This window comes from Rhodococcus sp. MS13 (genome assembly GCF_013277835.1).
Lineage (GTDB): Bacteria > Actinomycetota > Actinomycetes > Mycobacteriales > Mycobacteriaceae > Rhodococcus_F > Rhodococcus_F erythropolis.
On record NZ_VBTL01000011.1, the window covers coordinates 638,786 to 658,454 of the forward strand.

General features: G+C 61.5%; 16 protein-coding genes. 11 read left to right on the forward strand and 5 right to left on the reverse strand.

Translation table 11 applies throughout. From position 1 onward, the window contains the following. Positions 1–53: 53 nt before the first annotated feature. On the reverse strand, positions 54–1,502 hold the full coding sequence (locus FEZ59_RS24800; protein WP_172933337.1) for a hypothetical protein: 1,449 nt from the start codon (positions 1,500–1,502) through the stop codon (positions 54–56). Positions 1,503–1,726: 224 nt separating this feature from the next. Here FEZ59_RS24800 and FEZ59_RS24805 point away from each other — a divergent pair, with 224 nt between their 5' ends. From FEZ59_RS24805 to FEZ59_RS24815, 3 genes are all read left to right on the forward strand, one after another. Continuing rightward, positions 1,727–3,973 carry an MMPL family transporter gene (locus FEZ59_RS24805; protein WP_070387076.1) on the forward strand — a complete coding sequence of 749 codons (2,247 nt, stop codon included), beginning with the start codon at positions 1,727–1,729 and terminating at the stop codon, positions 3,971–3,973. A gap of 183 nt (positions 3,974–4,156) precedes the next feature. Beyond that, on the forward strand, positions 4,157–5,548 hold the full coding sequence (locus tag FEZ59_RS24810) for a hypothetical protein (RefSeq protein WP_172933338.1): 1,392 nt from the start codon (positions 4,157–4,159) through the stop codon (positions 5,546–5,548). Further along, complete coding sequence (locus tag FEZ59_RS24815) at positions 5,545–6,909, forward strand: PQQ-binding-like beta-propeller repeat protein (RefSeq protein WP_021343539.1); 1,365 nt, start codon at positions 5,545–5,547, stop codon at positions 6,907–6,909. Before FEZ59_RS24810 ends, FEZ59_RS24815 begins: the two co-directional genes overlap by 4 nt. A 45-nt stretch (positions 6,910–6,954) precedes the next feature. Here the strand turns inward: FEZ59_RS24815 and FEZ59_RS24820 are convergent, their stop codons facing one another. Both FEZ59_RS24820 and dctA read right to left on the reverse strand, forming a co-directional pair. Next, positions 6,955–7,809, reverse strand: a complete 855-nt coding sequence (locus FEZ59_RS24820) for a glycosyltransferase family A protein (protein WP_024487831.1) — start codon at positions 7,807–7,809, stop codon at positions 6,955–6,957. Positions 7,810–8,359: 550 nt separating this feature from the next. Then, the gene (gene dctA, locus FEZ59_RS24825) at positions 8,360–9,757 is read right to left on the reverse strand and encodes a C4-dicarboxylate transporter DctA (protein ID WP_172933339.1); all 1,398 of its coding nucleotides are present in this window, start codon (positions 9,755–9,757) and stop codon (positions 8,360–8,362) included. 188 nt (positions 9,758–9,945) lie between these two features. Here dctA and FEZ59_RS24830 point away from each other — a divergent pair, with 188 nt between their 5' ends. Beyond that, the gene (locus tag FEZ59_RS24830) at positions 9,946–10,206 is read left to right on the forward strand and encodes a GlsB/YeaQ/YmgE family stress response membrane protein (protein WP_021334317.1); all 261 of its coding nucleotides are present in this window, start codon (positions 9,946–9,948) and stop codon (positions 10,204–10,206) included. 158 nt (positions 10,207–10,364) lie between these two features. Here the strand turns inward: FEZ59_RS24830 and FEZ59_RS24835 are convergent, their stop codons facing one another. Further along, a complete protein-coding gene (locus tag FEZ59_RS24835) occupies positions 10,365–11,096 on the reverse strand; it encodes a GTP pyrophosphokinase family protein (RefSeq protein WP_007730187.1) in 732 nt (243 codons plus the stop codon). 63 nt (positions 11,097–11,159) lie between these two features. Next, the gene (locus FEZ59_RS24840) at positions 11,160–11,759 is read right to left on the reverse strand and encodes a TetR/AcrR family transcriptional regulator (protein WP_003941968.1); all 600 of its coding nucleotides are present in this window, start codon (positions 11,757–11,759) and stop codon (positions 11,160–11,162) included. A gap of 98 nt (positions 11,760–11,857) precedes the next feature. On the opposite strand from FEZ59_RS24840, the gene FEZ59_RS24845 reads away from it, so the two are divergent. From FEZ59_RS24845 to FEZ59_RS24875, 7 genes are read left to right on the forward strand one after another with little or no spacing between them, the layout of a single operon-like run. Then, on the forward strand, positions 11,858–13,447 hold the full coding sequence (locus FEZ59_RS24845) for a carboxyl transferase domain-containing protein (RefSeq protein WP_021334316.1): 1,590 nt from the start codon (positions 11,858–11,860) through the stop codon (positions 13,445–13,447). A gap of 5 nt (positions 13,448–13,452) precedes the next feature. Then, positions 13,453–15,492 carry an acetyl/propionyl/methylcrotonyl-CoA carboxylase subunit alpha gene (locus tag FEZ59_RS24850; protein WP_172933340.1) on the forward strand — a complete coding sequence of 680 codons (2,040 nt, stop codon included), beginning with the start codon at positions 13,453–13,455 and terminating at the stop codon, positions 15,490–15,492. Next, positions 15,492–16,655 carry an acyl-CoA dehydrogenase family protein gene (locus tag FEZ59_RS24855; RefSeq protein ID WP_007730190.1) on the forward strand — a complete coding sequence of 388 codons (1,164 nt, stop codon included), beginning with the start codon at positions 15,492–15,494 and terminating at the stop codon, positions 16,653–16,655. The genes FEZ59_RS24850 and FEZ59_RS24855 overlap by 1 nt, the downstream gene beginning before the upstream one ends. Beyond that, positions 16,652–17,140 carry a MaoC family dehydratase gene (locus FEZ59_RS24860; protein ID WP_003942078.1) on the forward strand — a complete coding sequence of 163 codons (489 nt, stop codon included), beginning with the start codon at positions 16,652–16,654 and terminating at the stop codon, positions 17,138–17,140. Before FEZ59_RS24855 ends, FEZ59_RS24860 begins: the two co-directional genes overlap by 4 nt. Then, the gene (locus tag FEZ59_RS24865) at positions 17,137–17,964 is read left to right on the forward strand and encodes a CoA ester lyase (RefSeq protein WP_020906880.1); all 828 of its coding nucleotides are present in this window, start codon (positions 17,137–17,139) and stop codon (positions 17,962–17,964) included. The genes FEZ59_RS24860 and FEZ59_RS24865 overlap by 4 nt, the downstream gene beginning before the upstream one ends. A gap of 3 nt (positions 17,965–17,967) precedes the next feature. Then, on the forward strand, positions 17,968–18,723 hold the full coding sequence (locus FEZ59_RS24870; protein ID WP_172933341.1) for a CoA transferase subunit A: 756 nt from the start codon (positions 17,968–17,970) through the stop codon (positions 18,721–18,723). Positions 18,724–18,764: 41 nt separating this feature from the next. Then, positions 18,765–19,370 (forward strand): 3-oxoacid CoA-transferase subunit B, encoded by a 606-nt coding sequence (locus tag FEZ59_RS24875; protein WP_172933349.1) that lies wholly within the window; start codon positions 18,765–18,767, stop codon positions 19,368–19,370. Positions 19,371–19,669 lie beyond the last annotated feature (299 nt).

Sequence of the window (19,669 nt, forward strand, 5' to 3'; positions counted from 1 at the left end):
ACAACTGCTGTGCGCCTTTATTAACCGCGGGCGGTTAATAAAGGCGCACAGCACTATTTCTTGGCTTTCGACAAAATCTGCATCAACTGAAGTAGTGCCGAGAACTTCGCGAATACCGAGCGCGAGACCACCGGACCGAAAGCCGCGGTGTCGGTTGCATCGAACGCGTCGAGCAGATCGCGGAAGCTTTCTACCTGTTTGACCATCGCGTCGAGATCGACGTGCGTGGCGGCGTCGGCATCACGCAGAGCTAGTAGGTACTGCGGCGCCGTCACCAAGGCGACTGCCGGGATCTTCCGCTCGAACAGTGGTTCACCCTCGCCGAAATGAATGACCGGTCCTGGCGCCACGATTCGGCGATCGACTGCCCCGATGTCGCGCCACAGCGGTGCAACGATGTCGTGTACTTCTCGGCTCGTCGCGTAGAGCAGTTCCGGTTCCGGAGTGGTCACCAACGCATAGCTGCCGGTCGAGGTGTCCTCGGTATCACCCAGCGCGCCGAGGTGTTCGATCGCGATCCCGGCTACTGCGCGCGCCTGACCGGCTTCGCCTTTCCACATCTCGGGGTGCGCTTCGAGCCAGGTGGAGGTTGCCTGTCCGTGCTTGGACACCGCTGGAATTCGCAGGTGGCCAGTCGTCAGCACAAAAACGTACGACCGTCGATGCGGCTGCGCGACGGCGTGCCGCGCCAAGGCCAACATTCCCAGATGCCCGTTCTCCTCGACGCCGTTGGTTCCGTCGCTGTGAGTGATGAGCAGAATCGTCTCTTCCGGTGATGTCCCCGGGGATACCGCCCACACCGTGTCGGTCCGGGTGTCCGGATGCAGAGTTGCATCCAGAACCAGAGTCGCCCGCTGACCGGAACGAGCTGCAGCGACAACCTTCCTGCCCTCGTCGCCGGCCACCCAGACGGCGGGGATGTCGTGGTACGGCTGCGTGAACGGAAGATATTGTCCCAGTGCGTTGTCCGGAGCGATGTCACGCCACACCGCGATCACGCCGAGCACTCCGGCCTTGCGGGCCTTGTCGAGATTCGGGCCAAGAAGGGTTGCGGAGAGAACCGGATTTCGAAGAGTCTCGTCGGTGGCGATCGGACCCCACTCGCTGACCAGTAGCTTGCGGGGAAGATCGACGTGCGGGACCTCGATCACCGCGATCGCGCCCTTGGCCAAGGACCACTTGGGGCGTCGCGCGCTGACGTAGACCAGGGGAGCGGAGATTCCCTGAGGCCCGGTCAATCCCGAGTAGGGGAATGCGGACGAAACATTGATCGGTCCCGTCGGCAAATCGATGCGAAGCCCCTCAGATGTGTCCGGTAGATCCCAGCGTTCGAAAGTGTGTGAATCACGCCGGACTTCGAGGCCCAGTTCGGTCAGTTCGTTCGCGACTTCTTCCACCACAGCGTGGTGTGGAGGTGATCCTGTCAATCGTGGCCTCAGCGCGTCGAGTCGCTGTTGGCCGGCAAGGAGGAGATCGCGATCGACGGCCTGGCCGTGATTCATGGGATTGCCTTTCGTACTACGCGACGTCTGCTCTGGTGAGGCGCCTGCCCGTGTCGTGTCCACGGTACCGAGCGGTCTGAAAAGGAGACGGAGAGCGCGCCGGATATGCCGTTTTCGCAGATATACCGGGTGCCAATGGGCCGATCGGTCCGTACCGTATGACCTTGGCACCGAAAGACTCCGTGTTCTTCGGACAGACCAGTCCACGGCGAGAGAGGCCTACGTTGGCTACGTATCTTTACAGGTTGGGGAAGTTCGCTTTCCGCCACAAGTATCTTGTGGTGGCCGCGTGGATTATCGTGATCGCGGTGGTGGGAGGCGCTATCAGCGCCACAAATCCGACGTTCTCCAAAGAATTCAATCTTCCGGGCACCGATTCACAGCGTGCGACCGAGTTGATGAACGAGAACTTTGCAGCGGCAGCGGAGCAGCAAACTCAGGCGTCGACCAGCATTCTCATCGCGGCAGACGACGGGCTTGCCGCGCACAGCGATCAGATCGACCAGTTGATCGCACAGGCGAAGACGTTGCCGGACATCGTCGATCCCGAGAAGATCGTCAATCCGGTCACTCTCGCGGAGGCCAATCCGGCGGTGGCGTCCGCCGTTCTCGGCGACAACGGCAAGGTCGGGCTGATCCAGCTCAATCAGTCGATTCGCATCGAGGATCAGACGCAGGCGAACAAGACGGCGTTCCTCGATTTGATGGCAAAATTCCGCACCGGTGGCCTGCAAGTCGAAGGCACCGGTTCGATGATGCAGGTGCAGGCCGCGGGCGGTCTGTCGGAGATGCTCGGCTTCGCCGTGGCGTTCATCGTGATGATCGTGGCGTTCGGCGCACTCATCGCGGCGTTCATCCCGTTGTTCACTGCAATTCTTGGAATTGCGCTGGCCACTCTGACGGTCACACTCGGCTCGGGCTTCTTCGACATCAACGAAGGTGTCACGGGAATCGTCACGATGATCGGCATCGCAGTCTCGATCGACTATGCGTTGTTCATCGTCTCGCGCTACCGCAGTGAGCTCAATCTGGGCGGAACCAGGGAAGCTGCTGCCGGACGCGCAGTAGGTACAGCAGGTTCGTCGGTCGTATTCGCGGGCCTGACAGTGGTGGTCGCGCTGGCAGCCCTGGCGGTGGTCGGGGTCCCGATGATCACGCAGATGGGAATCTCGGCGGCGGTTGCCGTCATCATCGCCGTACTCGGCGCAATCACGTTGATCCCAGCCGTTCTGGGTATCTTCGGCCGCTTTGCGTTCTCGCCTCGGATTCCCGGGCTTCGCCACGGTGACGAGCCCGAGACGATGGAATCCAACGGACATCGCTGGGCCAAGATAGTCACCAAGTACCCGTGGCCGATCGCGGGTGCTGCTCTGGTCCTCCTGGTGATCGCGGCTATTCCGATGACGAAGCTCGAACTCGGACTCTCGTTCACTCAAGACGAAGAGCGACCGGCACTGGCCCTCCTGCAACGAGGATTCGGTGAAGGCGTCAACGGTGAATTGTTCGTCGTGCTCGACGCGCCCGACGGTACCGACATCACTGCGATTGCCGAAGGCACTGTCGCGCACATCAAGGGCCTCGACAACGTCGCAACGCCGGATCAGTTGATGTGGGTCGGAAACGGACCGGACGCGGCAAACCCGATGGCGGGCGCAAACTCTGCGCTCATCGCGGTCACCCCGCAGATGTCTCCGAGCGGCCCCGAAACCCACGAGCTGATGAATCAGATCCGGGACTACGGATCGACGGTGAAGTCGGAAGGCGCAGAACTCGGCGTAGCGGGTCAAACCGCGATCGTTGCAGACATGTCGTCGAAGCTCAGTTCCGCGCTCATCCCGTATCTCATCGTGGTTGTGGGGCTGGCGTTCATCATCATGATGGTCGTCTTCCGTTCGATCTTGGTGCCGCTGACCGCAACTCTCGGATTCCTCTTTTCCGTCTGTGCGACCTTCGGCGCCACGGTGGCCATTTTCCAGTTGGGCGACTTCGGGCTGATCGAGCACACACAACCCATCATCTCGTTCCTGCCGATCTTCATGATCGGTGTGGTCTTCGGGTTGGCGATGGACTATCAAGTGTTCCTCGTGACGCGAATGCGCGAGGAATACGTGCACGGATTGTCGGCCAAGGACGCCATCATCTCCGGCTACACCCATGGTGCTCGCGTGGTCGCATCGGCGGCCATCATCATGATCTCCGTGTTCGGCGCATTCATGCTGTCCTCGGAGACGACAAGCAAGATGATGGGCTTCGGTCTCGCGGCGGCAGTCTTCTTCGACGCCTTCATCATCCGCATGATCGTGATCCCTGCGGTCATGTCGATCCTCGGTGATTCGGCGTGGAAGTTGCCCGCGTGGCTCGACAAGATCCTGCCGAACGTCGACATCGAGGGTGAAGCGATTCGGCGGATTCCGATCGAGCAGGATCCGGATTCCGATCCAGACCCGAATCAGGTGCCGGTGAGGGTTTAAGCACTCAGGTCGTCAGGACGGGGTGCCGGTTGCACACCAACTGGCACCCCGTTCTTCTGTCTTCATGCGGCGCTCGCGCGATAGGAAACCATCCGGTTGGTAACAGAAATCGCTGCGATCGCGACAGGACTTCCAGAGGCGACGCGCATCGGGAGCGAGCCGTGACAGTGACTGCGAGGGTACGTGTCGAAGGAGCAAACCGATTCGAAGCGGGCCGAGAAGTGGACCTTCGCGCTGACGGTCGTCTCCCTGATCGCCGGTGGGACAGTGGTTGCCGGGCTGGTGGATCGGTGGAGCAGCTCGCCGTCCGATGACATCTCGGTAGCTGCGTCATCGTCGGTCACCATAACGTCCACACCGGACGAGATTTCGGCGGAGGACGTGCCTGAATTCTCGTACGTTACGCCGAGCGCGGTGTACCCGACAACGATTCCGGGTTGTGAAAGCGTCGCAGCGCCAGAAGAGGATTCGTTCTTCTCCTATATTCTGGACGGATCTGACACGTACGACGATCCACGCTTTCCGTGGTTCTCGAGCGCCAAGGCAGCCGCGATGTCGGAAGCGGTCAAGCAGGCGCTCCCGAAAGATGTCGAGCTGAAGTTCGCCAGCCCGGGTAATTCGCTGCAGTTCGGGCCGATCTCTGCACCTTCGAACACAGATGGGCTGCCCGAGGGATTCTCGCTCGAGGAGTTGGCGTCCACCACTGCGTCCGGGACGCTGATTCGGGACGGGAAGATCGGCGCGCTCAGCCTGATGCTGCACTCGAGTTCTGATCCGATCCCATCGTGTGTTGCGGGGTCGCTCGTCGAACGTCGGGTGCTGGCCGACCAGTCTGTGGTGGATCTGCAGGATACGTGGAGCGAAACCAATGGTGTACGCACCCTTAATCGGTCGGCAATGTTGTACGGAGTCGACGGGACCCGTATTCAGGCGTATGTCAACGACACGAACAACGACGGAGGTCCGGACGCCGAGAGTTCCGGCGTGGTGCCACTGACGCTCGACGAACTTGTAACCCTTGTCGAAATGCCACAGTTGCGAATCACCGCGCCTGTTCCACCAGGCACTGCTCCGCTTCAGATTGATTGCGGCGGTTGGACGGACGAGTCATCAGGGCGGGAACTGGATCGAGGAATCGTCGACGCGCTCGGTGAAGCGCTCCGATCGGGTTGGCGCGCAGCACCGTCAGAAGCGCCTGACCTCGGCAGCCAGCTGGGTGATCTGGTTCTGGCCGAAAACGACACCACCACTGCGTGCCAGGATGTCGTTGCACGGTCGGGCGGCAACGAGTCGCGTCTGAGTATCTCGATTACCAGTGGGCAGCCGCTTCCTACGCCTCCGAACAAGTACGACCCTTCTTACGACGGACACCCGCTCTCGATGGTGACCGCCGAGGACGGGTCCGTGATCGAACGTGATGAGAGTCGCTGGGAGAATGTCCACAGGTCTGTAGTAGTTACCCACCCCGGTGGGACGCAAGTAACGGTGAGCTCTTCGGCAGAGGCACCGAACGTGCCGATGACGTTCGAGCAGTTGGAGTTTCTCGCGACGATCGACGGGCTGGAGATTCGATGACCGCCAGGTATTCGCCCAAGGCCCGCCTTCGGATCGCAGCCGCCGTAGCCGTAGTCACGGTCACCGCCGCCATCGCCACGGTGGTCACGTCGACGAGTTCCGGACCGACAGCGATCTCGTCGCCGCCATGGAGCGTCGAGGCCTCCGAGATTCTCGGGCGCGAGTTCGCGATATTTCGGAGCCCACTTGTTGGAACCGAATTCAACATGGACATGGGCGGATTCATCGACGCCGGATCACTCGTGGTCACGATGGTCGGCATGCCGGACCGCCAGGCGTATTCGTTGGACGACGCGGAATTGGTCGGATTGGACGCTGAGGACGGCGCGGTCCGTTGGCGCACGTCGGCGGTCGACATCGGTGGTTGCTCCGAGACTTTGCTCGGCAGTTCGGTGCTGTGTTTCTCCGGGCCGTACGTATCCGGTGGTTCGTACTCACTTTTCGATATCGAGACAGGAGAGCGTCGAGACATCAAGACGCCGTGGGCACCGATCATCGCGGTTGTCTCGGGTGACACGGTCCTCGCGCTCGAGGGTGATATCGAGAGCAACGACGTTCGCGTGCACAGCGGAACCGTCGACGATCCGGAAGCGAACTGGTCCAAAGCGTTCGACGTCGGTGGATCGTGGGAAGCCGGATACGTCGATCCGGTGATGTCGGTGCACGGCGATCTGGGTGTGATCGCTCTCGACGAGTCTCTGGGATTCGATCTGAAGACGGGCGAACAGCGGTGGGTACACGGTTACTCCACCTGTTCGACCGCGCATACATCGTCGGACGGCGTGACATTGGTGTCGGATGGCGGTTGCGAAGGCGATGGCCGTCCGACAAGTGAGTACGCGCTCGATCAGAACGGGCGCGAGTTCGCCAGGACGGACGAACTGCCCTCGGAGTCCTCGTACTACGGCGGGCGATACAGCCGAGATGATCCCGCGGGAAGATCGACTCCGATCATTCTGGGACACAGCGGTTTCGACCGGACTTCCGGCGAGAAATTGTGGTCGAACAGTGAACTCTTCGACACCGCACAGTCGTTGGCGGTGATCGGCGACGTGGTTGCCGTGACCCGTTCCGGTTCCGAGCCCGAGGTCCAGTTCGTGGACCTCTTCACCGGTGAGGTCCTGTGGCGATCGAACGCCGAGCGCGCCGGGGAGGTTGTCTGGCACGGCGATGTCGTTATCGACGAGGGAAACGTCTACGGAACGGACGTCCGTACGGGCCAACGGAGTTGGGAGGTTCGGGTGGACCAGGACGGGGACGACGAGTTCACCCCCTGGGCGATGCCGCGGGAGCTGTGGGCGGGGGACAAGGTGCTGTTGCGTTCCAGTGAAGACCGCATCACGGCGTTGAAACTGTCGTGAAATTCGGGGCCTGCGAATCTTCGGTGATCAGCGAAACTCGATGGGCTACTGGTGAACCGGCATGATTCGACCTTGCGATCTGGAAAACAAGCATCTGAATTCCAAGCGCTCCTGCTCGAAGTTGTAGAGGCGGTAGACGGGCCACGCCAGTGCGTGGAGCATCGAGTCGCCCCAGATAGTTAGTTTGAGGCGCCAATTCATGATGTTGTGAAGGTGCAGAACCGACTCGGAAGCCTGGTTGTATTTCAAGTACTCCAACGGAGGGGTTTCGCCGCGTCGGCCGGACGTTTCCGCTCGCATGTCCGCGATCTGTCCGATCGTCATTCCACCCTCCCGAAGGCACAGTGAAAGGTCGATATCTTCGTGAATGTCCGGCCGGTCACTGACTTGCTCGCGGACGGACAGCCATGCGCTCTTTCTGATCGCCATGTTCGCTCCGGCGACAGCGAGTACTTGACGTTCGCAATCGAACTTCCCCTGCTTCACCTGCCTGTCCAGTGCGTATCGGTGGATTCGAGCAAACGGCGATTCGAAGAGATAGGTGAGTCCGGCGACCGCTGAATGAGCGGTGCTGCGCTGGAAAAATGCTTTGACGGCACTAGCCCAGCCTGGTTGGACCCGAGTATCTGCGTCGATCCGACCGATGATGTTGCCGGTCGAGGCGTCGAAGCCCGCGTTCCGTGCGTGTACGACGCCTTGGCGGGCCTCGAAGACGTATCTGACTTTGTCGTACTTCCGGGCGAACTCCTGGATGATCGATGCAGTGCCGTCTGTCGAGTTGTTGTCGACAATTAGAATCTCATCGATTTCCGGCTGGGTCAGAAGACGCTCGATGCAGTCGGAAACCGCGTCTTCTTCGTTGAATACCGGAACAACCACCGAGAGTCGATTAGTGGACAAGTGTTCAATATCCTGCATGGATGCGGTCACTGTATTCCTTTGCTGGGCAATCGGGTCCAGTCCTTCGCAAAGGTTACGATAGCAATAGGTGACCATTCGGACAATTTGAACCTATGGGCATATGGTCAATCCCGCAATAGCTCATCGCGTGAAATAATCTACATAAGACCAGGTGGGAAGGCGTAACTGTATGCACGAGAGTGCTTTCAGAGCTGATTGATTTTTACCCACTCAAGTCTCTTCGTTGGTTGAACACCGGACTTTAGTCCTTGTAATTCCGGCAAACATAATGCTGGCAGTTCGCTGATTTTTTAATCACCGCCGAGGCAACCGCGTAGCAATATCGAGATATCGCGAGTCGCTTTTCAGTGATGTCGAGTCAGTGCAGCGCAAGCGTCGTATTTGTAGATTCAACGGTCCCTCGTCGGCCGGGTTGTCGCCATCTGCAAATATTTGCTTTTGTACTTGCCGGTCTGGATTTTCCAGCAAAGTACGTCCCCGCGACTCGTCAGCACCGATTCCCGACGTGCAACCAGTAGCCGGCACTTACCTAACGGGTCAGGATGCCTTCGGTTTCGGGTGCCGGAACAGTTTTCCCGGTGATCGGATCGACTTCCTCGAGCGGTGGAACGTCTTCTCCGTCGAGCACTCGGCGCATGCGCTCCTTGTCGAGCTGCCCCTCCCAATTTGCGACCACGAAGGTAGCGACACAGTTCCCAAGCAGGTTCACCGAGACTCGCATCGAGTCCATGATTCGATCGGCGCCCAGCAGGAGGGCGACTGCGGCAACTGGAATTGCGCCGTGACCGATTGCGGCCACGGTGGCGGACAGTGCCAGGAATGACGATCCCGGCACGCCGGCCATTCCCTTGGACGTGAGCATCAGTACCAGGACGGCAGTGATCTGTTCACCGAGTGTCAGGTCCACGCCGAGTGCCTGAGCCAGAAACAGCATGCAGATCGACAGGTACAGCGTGGCGCCGTCGAGATTGAACGAGTAGCCGGTAGGCACCACCAATCCTGTTGTAGTGCGCGAGCATCCGGCGTTGGTGAGCTTGACCATGATTCGGGGCAGAACTACTTCGGTCGACGCCGTTCCCAACGCGAGGAAGAGTTCGTCCTTGATGTACTTGACGAACTTCCACAGGTTCACGCCCGCGAAGTACCTGACTATCGCGGCCAGGATGAGGATGAACAGGACGGCGGCGAGATAGCATGCGGCGATCAGCTTTCCGTAACTTCCGAGCGAAGCGATCCCGTACTGGCCGACGATGTACGCCATCGCGCCCAAAGCGCCCAACGGCGCCAGTCTCATGATCCAGCCGATGATCGTGAAGAACAGATGACTCAGACGATCGACTAGTTCGAACACGATCGGTGGTCCACTCTCGCCTGCCTTGGCCAAGGCGAGCCCGAACAGTACGGCGAAGAAGAGGACTTGGAGGAGTGCGTTCTCGGCGAAGGCCGAAACTATCGACACCGGAATGATATTGAGCAGGAATTCGACGGTGTGTGGTAGTTCGCCACTTCCGGTCTTGGCGGCCACGGCGTCCGCACCGTTCGCCAGCGTCTCCGGATCGATGTTGAATCCCGCTCCTGGTTTCATCAGGTTGCCGATGAGTAGTCCGAACAGCAGCGCGAAGGCGGTCACGACCTCGAAGTAGATGAGTGCTTTGACGCCGATACGCCCCACCGCTTTCAGATCCCCGACGTGGGCGATCCCGATTACGACGGTGCAGAAGATGATCGGCGCGATCAGCATTTTGATCAGCTTGATGAAGCCGTCGGCGAGGGGCTTGAGATTCGCGCCGAATTCCGGCCACAACCAGCCGATGAGAACGCCGATGACGATAGCGGCGATCAATTGCACGAACAGTGATCGGTACCAGGGCGGCTTGTTGGCGAGTCGCGCGAGCTCGCTGTTCGGCAGTTTTACGGAAGTTGGCATGGATGGGAACGGTAGGTCTGCTTGATTGCGAAAAAATAACTCGCGAATGTCGTGGATGTAACGCGTCGAGGTTGCATCTCGGACAACAATTCGGTCAACAAGCGACAGTTGTGTGTGACTGTGGTTATTGTTTCCCTGAGCGGTGATCTTCCGTCCGCGTGCATGCACGACGTGTGAGAGGGGCTGTCATGGGGCAAATTATCGGAACCATCATTTTCGGCGCAGTCATCGGAATCCTGGCTCGTCTCGTACTGCCAGGTAAGCAGCAGTACGGCATGATCATCACCGTCGTCCTCGGTGTCGCCGGAGCGCTTATCGGGTACTGGGTCTGGGGAGCGATCTCGGACAAGGGCGACACGGGTGGAATCGACTGGATCCGCTGGATCATCAGCATCGCCGCGGCGGCCGTGCTCTCGATCGGCTACAGCGCCGTCACTGGCAAGAAATAGCAAGCCAACGCGATTCGCGAAGTGCGCCCTCCCGAAGTTCGGGAGGGCGCACTTTTGGTTTGCCCTAGTTGTCCGACCCCAGTTGTGAGCGAACGGCACTCTCGTCGCCTCAGATGCGCCGAAAGGCGCGTTCGCTCAGGGGGAGGGTCGCCGTAAATTCAGAGCGCTCGTCGCTGAAGATGCAGCGCCTCGAGGAACTGCGCCGGCAGATCCTGCTCGAGGATTTCGTCATCGGGATGCGGTAGCGCTTTGATTTTCGCGAACTCGTCGTTGAGGCGTTCCATCTTGACGTCGAGGCGGTGTGCCGCGGCAGCAGCCTCGGTGAGTTCGTCGAGGAGCTCGACAGGAACCTCGCGGTTGTACTTGTAATAGATCTTGTGCTCGAGGCTCGCCCAGAAATCCATCGCGATGGTGCGGATCTGAAGTTCGATCGGTACGTGCCTGACGCGATCGCTCATGAAAACCGGGACCTCGACGATCAGGTGCAAGCTCTTGTAGCCGTTGGGTTTCGGATCGGCGATGTAGTCCTCTCGCTCGATCACCCGAAGGTCCGTCTGGCTGGTGAGCATCTCGGCGATCCGGTACGTGTCGGAAATGAAGCTGCAGGTGATGCGCACGCCGGCGATGTCGAAGATGTTCTTCGAGATGTCGTCGATCGTGAGCGGGATGTTCAGGCGTTGAGCCTTACGCAGGATGCTGTCCGGCGACTTGACCCGTGACGTCACGTGTTCGATGGGGCTGTACTGATTGATGTGAGTGAACTCGTCCTTCAGAATGTTCACCTTGGTCATCAGTTCGGAGATTCCGAATTGGTACAACATCATGAAGCGGGAGAACTCGGTCCGCAGTTCGGCGAAATCGGCTCTGCTGACCCCACTGCTGTCTTCCACGTTCGGCACCCTCATCTGTTAGCTGGTGTAACCAGTCTGCCACCGATTGTGCCGTGTCCGGTTTCAGTGGGTGCGCAGTGCGGCGAGCGTCATATCCCGCAGGACGCGACGTGCGCGTGCCGGCGAAGCTGGGTTGGCGCTGTGAGGGGTCGAGTTGATCAGTCCGAAAGTGGCATGCGCTTTGATGCGGGCATCCGCCTGGTCGAGCTGGGGATCGAGTTGCTCGAGGACTCCGACCCACACCTCGACGTACTTGCGCTGCGTTTGGCGCACCTGTCGACGCGCGTCGGCCGGCAGGCTTTCGAGGTCGCGGTCCTGGATGCGGATCAGGTCCGGCTCGCCGAGCGCGAAGTCGAGGTGGAACTCCACCAGTGCGTCGAGAGCGGCGCTCGGTGAGTCCGCTGCCTCCGCTGCCGCAGAACCGCCTTCGTGCAGGCGCGTGCTGATGCCGACGAGAAGTTCCACGAGGACGGCATCCTTGTTGGGGAAATGCCGGTACACGGCCGGGCCGCTGATACCGACGGCCGCGCCGAGGTCTTCGAGTCGCACACTCACGAATCCGCGTTCGGCGATCAACCGTGCGGCGGCATCCAAGAGCTGACGACGACGGTCGGCCTTCATCTGATCGCGTCGCGTCGGAGCTGCTACCTGCTCAGAGGTCATTCTCTCGATCTTTCTTCGCTTGTGTTCTGGACAACTCAGTTAATCATAGTTAATCTAGTTTCAGTTATCGAGCATTAACTCATGGCGAAGGCGGCGGGATGACTCCCAGTGGAATCACGCAAGGATCGGGCTACCGGTCCGATCACACCGTTCTGGTGGACGAACTGAAGAAGAAACTGGCGCAAGCAGCGCTGGGTGGCAACGAGCGCTCTCGCGAGCGCCACGTGAGCAGAGGGAAACTGCTGCCGCGAGATCGCGTCGACTCGCTGCTCGACCAGGGCAGCCCGTTCCTCGAGTTGTCGCCGCTGGCGGCCAACGGCCTGTACGACGACGAGTGCCCCGGCGCCGGCGTCATCACCGGTATCGGCCGTGTGTCGGGCCGGGAGTGCGTCATCGTTGCCAATGACGCAACGGTCAAGGGCGGCACGTACTACCCGATGACGGTGAAGAAGCACCTGCGCGCGCAGGAAGTTGCGCTGCAGAACAACCTTCCATGCATCTACCTCGTCGACTCCGGCGGCGCCTTCCTGCCGCGCCAGGACGAGGTCTTCCCGGACCGTGAGCACTTCGGCCGGATCTTCTACAACCAGGCGACCATGAGCGCCAAGGGGATTCCCCAGATCGCCGCAGTTCTCGGTTCGTGCACCGCGGGCGGCGCTTACGTGCCCGCGATGAGCGACGAAGCAGTGATCGTCCGCAACCAGGGCACCATCTTCCTCGGCGGCCCGCCGCTGGTGAAGGCAGCCACCGGTGAGATCGTGACGGCAGAAGAGCTCGGCGGCGGCGACCTGCACTCCAAGGTTTCCGGCGTCACCGACCACCTGGCCGAGGATGACCGCGACGCACTTCGTATCGTGCGCAACATCATTGCCACGCTCGGCCCCCGCTCCGAGCGCCCGTGGGACGTCATCTCCACGGTTCCGCCCGTCGCCGATCAGAGCGAGCTGTACGACGTCGTCCCGACCGATCCCCGTACTCCGTACGACGTGCACGAGGTGATCACCAAGCTCGTCGACGGTGGCGCGTTCCAGGAGTTCAAGGCTGAATACGGCAAGACGCTCGTCACCGGTTTCGCCCACATCGAGGGCCACCCGGTCGGCATCATCGCCAACAACGGCGTTCTCTTCGGCGAATCCGCCATGAAGGGAGCACATTTCATCGAACTGTGCGACAAGCGCAGTGTGCCGCTGCTGTTCCTGCAGAACATCGCAGGCTTCATGGTGGGACGCGACTACGAGGCCGGCGGCATCGCCAAGCACGGCGCCAAGATGGTCACGGCAGTTGCGTGTGCACGGGTCCCCAAGCTGACAGTTGTCATCGGCGGCTCGTACGGCGCCGGCAACTATTCCATGTGTGGACGCGCGTATTCGCCTCGCTTCCTGTGGATGTGGCCGAACGCGCGCATCTCGGTCATGGGCGGCGAGCAGGCAGCTTCGGTGCTCTCGACGGTTCGTAGCGAGCAGCTCGACAGCGCGGGCAATCCGTGGTCGGCCGAGGACGAGGAGTCGTTCAAGGCGCCGATCCGTGAGCAGTACGAGGCTCAGGGCAATCCGTACTACTCCACTGCGCGGCTGTGGGATGACGGTGTCATCGATCCCGCCGATACCAGAACTGTTCTCGGCCTGGCCCTTTCGGTGTGCGCAAACGCACCGATCGAGCCGGTCTCCTACGGCGTCTTCCGGATGTGAGCGAAATGACTGAGTTGCGCACTATCGATACTGTTCTCGTGGCCAACCGCGGTGAGATCGCGGTTCGCGTGATCCGCACGTTGCGTGAGTTGGGAATTCGCAGCGTCGCCGTCTACAGCGACGCCGATGCGAATGCTCGCCACGTCCGCGAGGCCGACACTGCCGTCAACATCGGACCGGCCGCGGCGCGTGAAAGCTACCTCGTCATCGACAAGGTGATCGACGCTGCCAAGTCCACCGGTGCTCAGGGTATTCACCCCGGTTACGGCTTCCTGTCGGAGAACTCGGCGTTCTCGGCTGCTTGCGCGGCCGCCGGAATCGCCTTCCTCGGCCCCTCCGAGCGGGCTATCGAGGTGATGGGCGACAAGATCACCGCGAAGAACGCGGTTGCCGCGTTCGACGTGCCGGTGGTCCCGGGTATCGCTCGCCCGAATCTGACCGACGAAGAACTGATCGCAGCGGCCGAGGACATCGGCTACCCGGTGTTGGTCAAGCCTTCGGCAGGCGGCGGTGGCAAGGGAATGCGTCTGGTCGAGGATCCGGCCAATCTGGCCGAGGCTCTTCGCAGTGCCCGCCGTGAGGCCGCGTCGTCGTTCGGCGACGACACCCTGTTCCTCGAGCGATTCGTCCTGCGGCCCCGGCACATCGAGGTCCAGGTTCTCGCCGACCAGCACGGCAACGTCGTTCACCTGGGTGAGCGCGAATGCAGCCTGCAGCGGCGTCACCAGAAGGTCATCGAAGAGGCTCCGTCGCCGCTGCTCGATCAGGTGACCCGTGACCGGATCGGCGCGGCAGCCTGCAACACCGCTCGAAGCGTCGATTACACCGGCGCCGGCACTGTCGAGTTCATCGTCTCCGCCGACAAGCCGGACGAGTTCTTCTTCATGGAGATGAACACCCGCCTGCAGGTCGAGCACCCCGTCACCGAAATGGTGACCGGACTGGATCTGGTCGAATGGCAGGTTCGTGTGGCAGCAGGGGAGAAGTTGGCCTTCTCCCAGAGCGACATCACACTGACCGGGCACGCTATCGAAGCTCGTGTGTACGCGGAGGATCCGGGCCGTGGGTTCCTGCCGACCGGCGGCCGCGTCGTCGATCTGGTCGAGCCGTCAGGTTCCGGCGTGCGCGTCGATTCCGGACTGCTCGCGGGCACCGTCGTCGGCAGTGACTACGACCCGATGCTCAGCAAAGTCATCGCCCATGCTCCCGACCGCGCAGGCGCACTGCGCAAGCTCGATCGCGCACTCGGTGACACCGCAGTGCTCGGAGTCGTGACCAACATCGAGTTCGCACGATTCCTCCTCGCTGATCCGGATGTGATCGCGGGCAACCTCGACACCGGTCTGCTCGATCGTCGCGTCGAAGACTTTGTCGCGGCCGATGCCTCCGACGAGGTTCTCATTGCTGCCGCGGCGTATCGCTGGCTCTCGCGATGGACAACTTCGGAATCCGTTGATCCCTGGGACGTCCCGAGTGGATGGCGCGTCGGAACTCCCGCTCCGACCAGCATCAGGCTCGCCGCCGGCACCCGAACGTCGCACGTTGCGATCGTCGGCGTTCCCGCCGATGCAAAGGTCGAGGTCGAAGGTTCACAGCCGCGCGCATTCAGCGCGACCCTGACGGGATCCGAACTGGCGGTAGTCATCGACGGACGCCGACGCAGGTTTGTCGTCGCCGAGACCGATGGTGGTCTGTGGCTGGCGGGCGGCGGAACCTGGCACGTGCGCGAGGTTGCCGAAGTCAGCGTTCGCGGTGAGGACAAGCATGCCGGTGACGCCGAAATCGCCAGCCCCATGCCCGGTGCCGTCATCGCAGTCAACGTCGAGAACGGCGCGGCAGTGAGCGCGGGACAACCACTCGTCGTTGTCGAGGCCATGAAGATGGAGCACTCCTTGACGTCCCCGATCGACGGGATCGTGGAAGTGCTTGTCCGTCAGGGCGATCAGGTGATGGTGGATCAGGTTCTGGCTCGCGTGGTACCTGTCGCGGACGAAGAAGCCGCAGAAGAAAAGACCGAGAACACGACGCAGAAGGAGAACGCCTGATGTCCGATTACCTTGCCACCGGAGCGCTTCCGGACGAATACCAGCAGCTCGCCAAGACGGTTGCGGATTTCGCGAAGACCGTCGTGGCACCGGTTGCTGCCGAGCACGACGCCAACCACACCTTCCCGTACGAGGTAGTTGCCGGGATGGCGGACATGGGACTGTTCGGCCTGCCCTTCCCCGAGGAGTACGGCGGAATGGGCGGCGACTACTTCGCACTCTGCCTGGCGCTCGAAGAGCTGGGCAAGGTCGACCAGAGCGTCGCGATCACTCTCGAAGCTGGTGTGTCCCTTGGTGCCATGCCGATCTACCGTTTCGGTAACGAGGCACAGAAGCAGGAGTGGCTTCCGCAGCTCACCAGCGGCAAGTCGTTGGCTGCCTTCGGCCTGACCGAACCCGGTGCGGGTAGCGACGCCGGCGGCACAAAGACCACCGCGAAGTTCGACAGCGGTGAGTGGATCATCAACGGCAACAAGCAGTTCATCACCAACTCGGGCACCGACATCACCAAGCTCGTGACGGTCACCGCGGTCACGGGTGTCAAGGACGGTGGCAAGAAGGAGATCTCGACGATCCTGGTGCCGACCACGACGCCGGGCTTCACTGCCGAGCCGGCGTACAACAAGGTCGGCTGGAACGCGTCCGACACCCATCCCCTCACGTTCGCCGATGTTCGTGTCCCCGAAGAGAATCTGCTCGGTGAGCGTGGCCGCGGCTACGCGAACTTCCTGCGCATCCTCGACGAAGGCCGAATCGCTATTTCGGCGCTGAGCGTCGGTGCCGCCCAGGGCTGCGTCGACGAGTCGATCAAGTACGCGAAGGAGCGCGAGGCGTTCGGTCGGCCGATCGGACACAACCAGGCCATCGCGTTCAAGATCGCGCGTATGGAGGCCCGCGCCCACGTCGCACGTACCGCGTACTACGACGCGGCCGCACTCATGTTGTCGGGCAAGCCGTTCAAGAAGCAGGCGTCCATCGCCAAGCTCATCTCCTCCGAAGCTGCCATGGACAACGCCCGCGACGCCACCCAGATCCACGGCGGATACGGCTTCATGAACGAGTACGCCGTCGCGCGCCACTACCGTGACAGCAAGATCCTCGAAATCGGTGAGGGAACCACCGAGGTGCAGTTGATGCTCATCGCCCGTGAGGCAGGGTTGTGACGAACCCCAAGAAGATCACTCAGCGCGGACTCTGGTTCGAGGAGTTCGAGGTCGGCGCGATCTACGAGCATCGCCCAGGCCGAACGGTGACCGAGGCTGACAACGTACTGTTCACGACTCTGACGATGAACACGCAGGCGCTGCATCTCGATGCCGCGTACAGCGAGGACACTCAATTCGGTGTGCGGCTGGTCAATTCGATGTTCACCCTGTCGACCATCGTCGGCCTCTCGGTCGCGCAGTTGACGCAGGGCACCATCGTCGCCAACCTCGGTTTCTCCGAGATCAGCTTCCCGAAGCCGCTCTTTCACGGGGACACCCTGTATGCCGAGACGCTCATCGCGGACAAGCGTGAGTCGAAGAGCCGTCCGGGCGAAGGCATCGTGACGCTCGTGCACACCGGGCGCAATCAGCACGGCGATGTCGTCGCACTGGCCACGCGCAAGACGTTGGTGCAGCTCCGCCCGGCCGAGGTGTCCTCATGACGTGGACGCCACCGGGGCCGGCCTGGTTGTTCTGCCCGGCGGATCGTCCCGAGCGCTACGCGAAGGCGGCCGCCGTTGCCGACGTCGTGATCCTCGATCTCGAAGACGGGGTGGCTCCGGCCGACAAAGAAGCCGCGCGTGCAGCCCTGATCGACACTCCTCTCGATCCGGACCGGACGATTGTGCGCGTCAATCCGGTCGGTACGCCTGATCACGAACTCGATCTGATCGCGCTGGACGGCACACACTATTCGCGTCTCATGCTGTCCAAGTGCGAATCGGCCGAGGACGTCCTCTCGCTCGCACCGGCGGATGTGGTTGCACTCGTCGAGTCCCCGCGAGGAGCCCTCGCCGTGGCCGACATCGCGCTTGCTGCGAACGCCATCGGTGTCATGTGGGGAGCCGAGGATCTTGTGGCCGGTCTCGGCGGTAATTCGAGCAGGCACCCGAACGGTTCGTACCGCGACGTTGCCAAGCACGTCCGATCGACGTCTCTCCTGGCTGCGAAGAGCTACGGCCGGTTGGCTGTCGATTCCGTTTATCTCGACATCAAGGACCTCGTCGGCCTGGGCGTCGAGTCCGCTGATGCTGTCGCAGTCGGCTTCGACGTGAAGGTTGCGATTCACCCGAGTCAGGTCGAGGTCATCCGTGGTGCCTTCGCACCTTCGGAAAAAGAGATCGACTGGGCCACACGAGTGCTTGCCGCGGTGTCTACTGAACGTGGTGTGTTCGCGTTCGAGGGCAAGATGGTCGACGCTCCCGTTCTTCGTCACGCCGAGAAGCTTCTTCACCGAGCCGGAATCTTTCAGCAGAAGGAGAACTAACGGATGAGCAAAGTCGTGAATACGGCAGCTGAGGCAGTTGCCGACATCGCGAGCGGATCCAGGCTCGCAGTGGGCGGCTTCGGGCTGTGCGGTATTCCCGACGCACTGATCGCGGCGATCGCCGACGGCGACGCCACCGATCTCGAGGTGTTCTCCAACAACTGCGGTGTCGACGACTACGGTCTCGGCATTCTGCTCGGCGCGCACCGGATCGCCAGGGTGACGGCGTCGTACGTGGGGGAGAACAAGGAGTTCGCGCGCCAGTATCTCGCCGGTGAGCTCGAAGTGGAGTTGACGCCGCAGGGGACGCTGGCCGAGCGGCTGCGAGCTGGCGGTACCGGCATCCCGGCGTTCTACACTCCGGCCGGCGTCGGCACACCGATCGCCGAGGGCGGCTTGCCGTGGCGATACAACCCGGACGGTTCGATCGCCGTGGCGTCGCCACCGAAGGCGACGGCAGTGTTCGGTGGCCGCACGTATGTATTGGAAGAGGCGATCACCGCTGACTTCGCGCTCGTGCACGCGGACTACGGCGACACCGAAGGAAATCTCGTCTTCAACAAGACGGCGATGAACTTCAACCCGCTTGCTGCCATGGCCGGCCGGATCACCATCGCGCAGGTGGAGAACCTCGTCGAGTCGGGCGACATCGACCCCGCGCACGTGCACCTACCTGGGGTGTTCGTCGCGCGGGTCGTGCACACAGGTCCACAGGAGAAGCGGATCGAGAAGCGGACCGTCTCAGGAGGTACCAAGTGAGCAGCGCAGAGGAAACTCGTATCGGTTGGACCCGCCACGAGATGGCCGCTCGCGCTGCTGCCGAGATGCGGCCGGGTGAGTACGTCAACCTCGGTATCGGCCTGCCGACACTGATCCCCAGTTACTTGCCCGAGGGTGTCAAGGTGGTCCTGCACAGCGAGAACGGCATCCTCGGTACCGGGCCGTACCCGACCGACGATCAGGTCGATGCCGACCTCATCAATGCAGGTAAAGAGACCGTCACTGTCAATTCCGGTGCCGCGTTTTTCGACTCGGCCCTCTCGTTCGGGATGATCCGCGGCGGTCACATCGACACCGCGGTGCTCGGCGGGATGCAGGTGTCGAAGACCGGTGACCTCGCCAACTGGATGGTGCCGGGCAAGATGGTGAAGGGTATGGGCGGGGCGATGGACCTGGTCCACGGTGCCCGCCGCGTCATCGTCGTGATGGAGCACACCGATCGCGACGGAAACCCCAAGATCGTCGAGGCATGCACCCTGCCGCTCACCGGGCAGGGCGTCGTCAACCGGATCATCACCGACCTCGCGGTGCTGGACGTCACCGCGGACGGGCTGGAGCTTGTGGAGCTGGCTCCAGGTGTCACCAGTGAACACCTGAAGAGTGTGACTGGTGTGGGTTTTTCCTGAAGCTTCGTACCTTCAATCGAAAGAACGCGCCGACCGCTGGTCGGCGCGTTCTTTCGTCGGTCTGTCGGCGTGTACCGATAGTCTCGATCAGCGACTGTCGAATCTGGTTCGAGCTCGGGCACCAAGTAGCTGAGGGGCCTGTAAATTGTCCGAGGTGACTGATGTGGATAGGGGTGCAGATCGTCGGCAGCAAATTGATTGTTCCAGGGGTGGAGATGTCGCGCACAGTGTCTGAACCGTGCGTTTCGGCAATGCGATCGGGGGGTAGATGAGCTGGGCGATTTGTAACGAATTGCAGC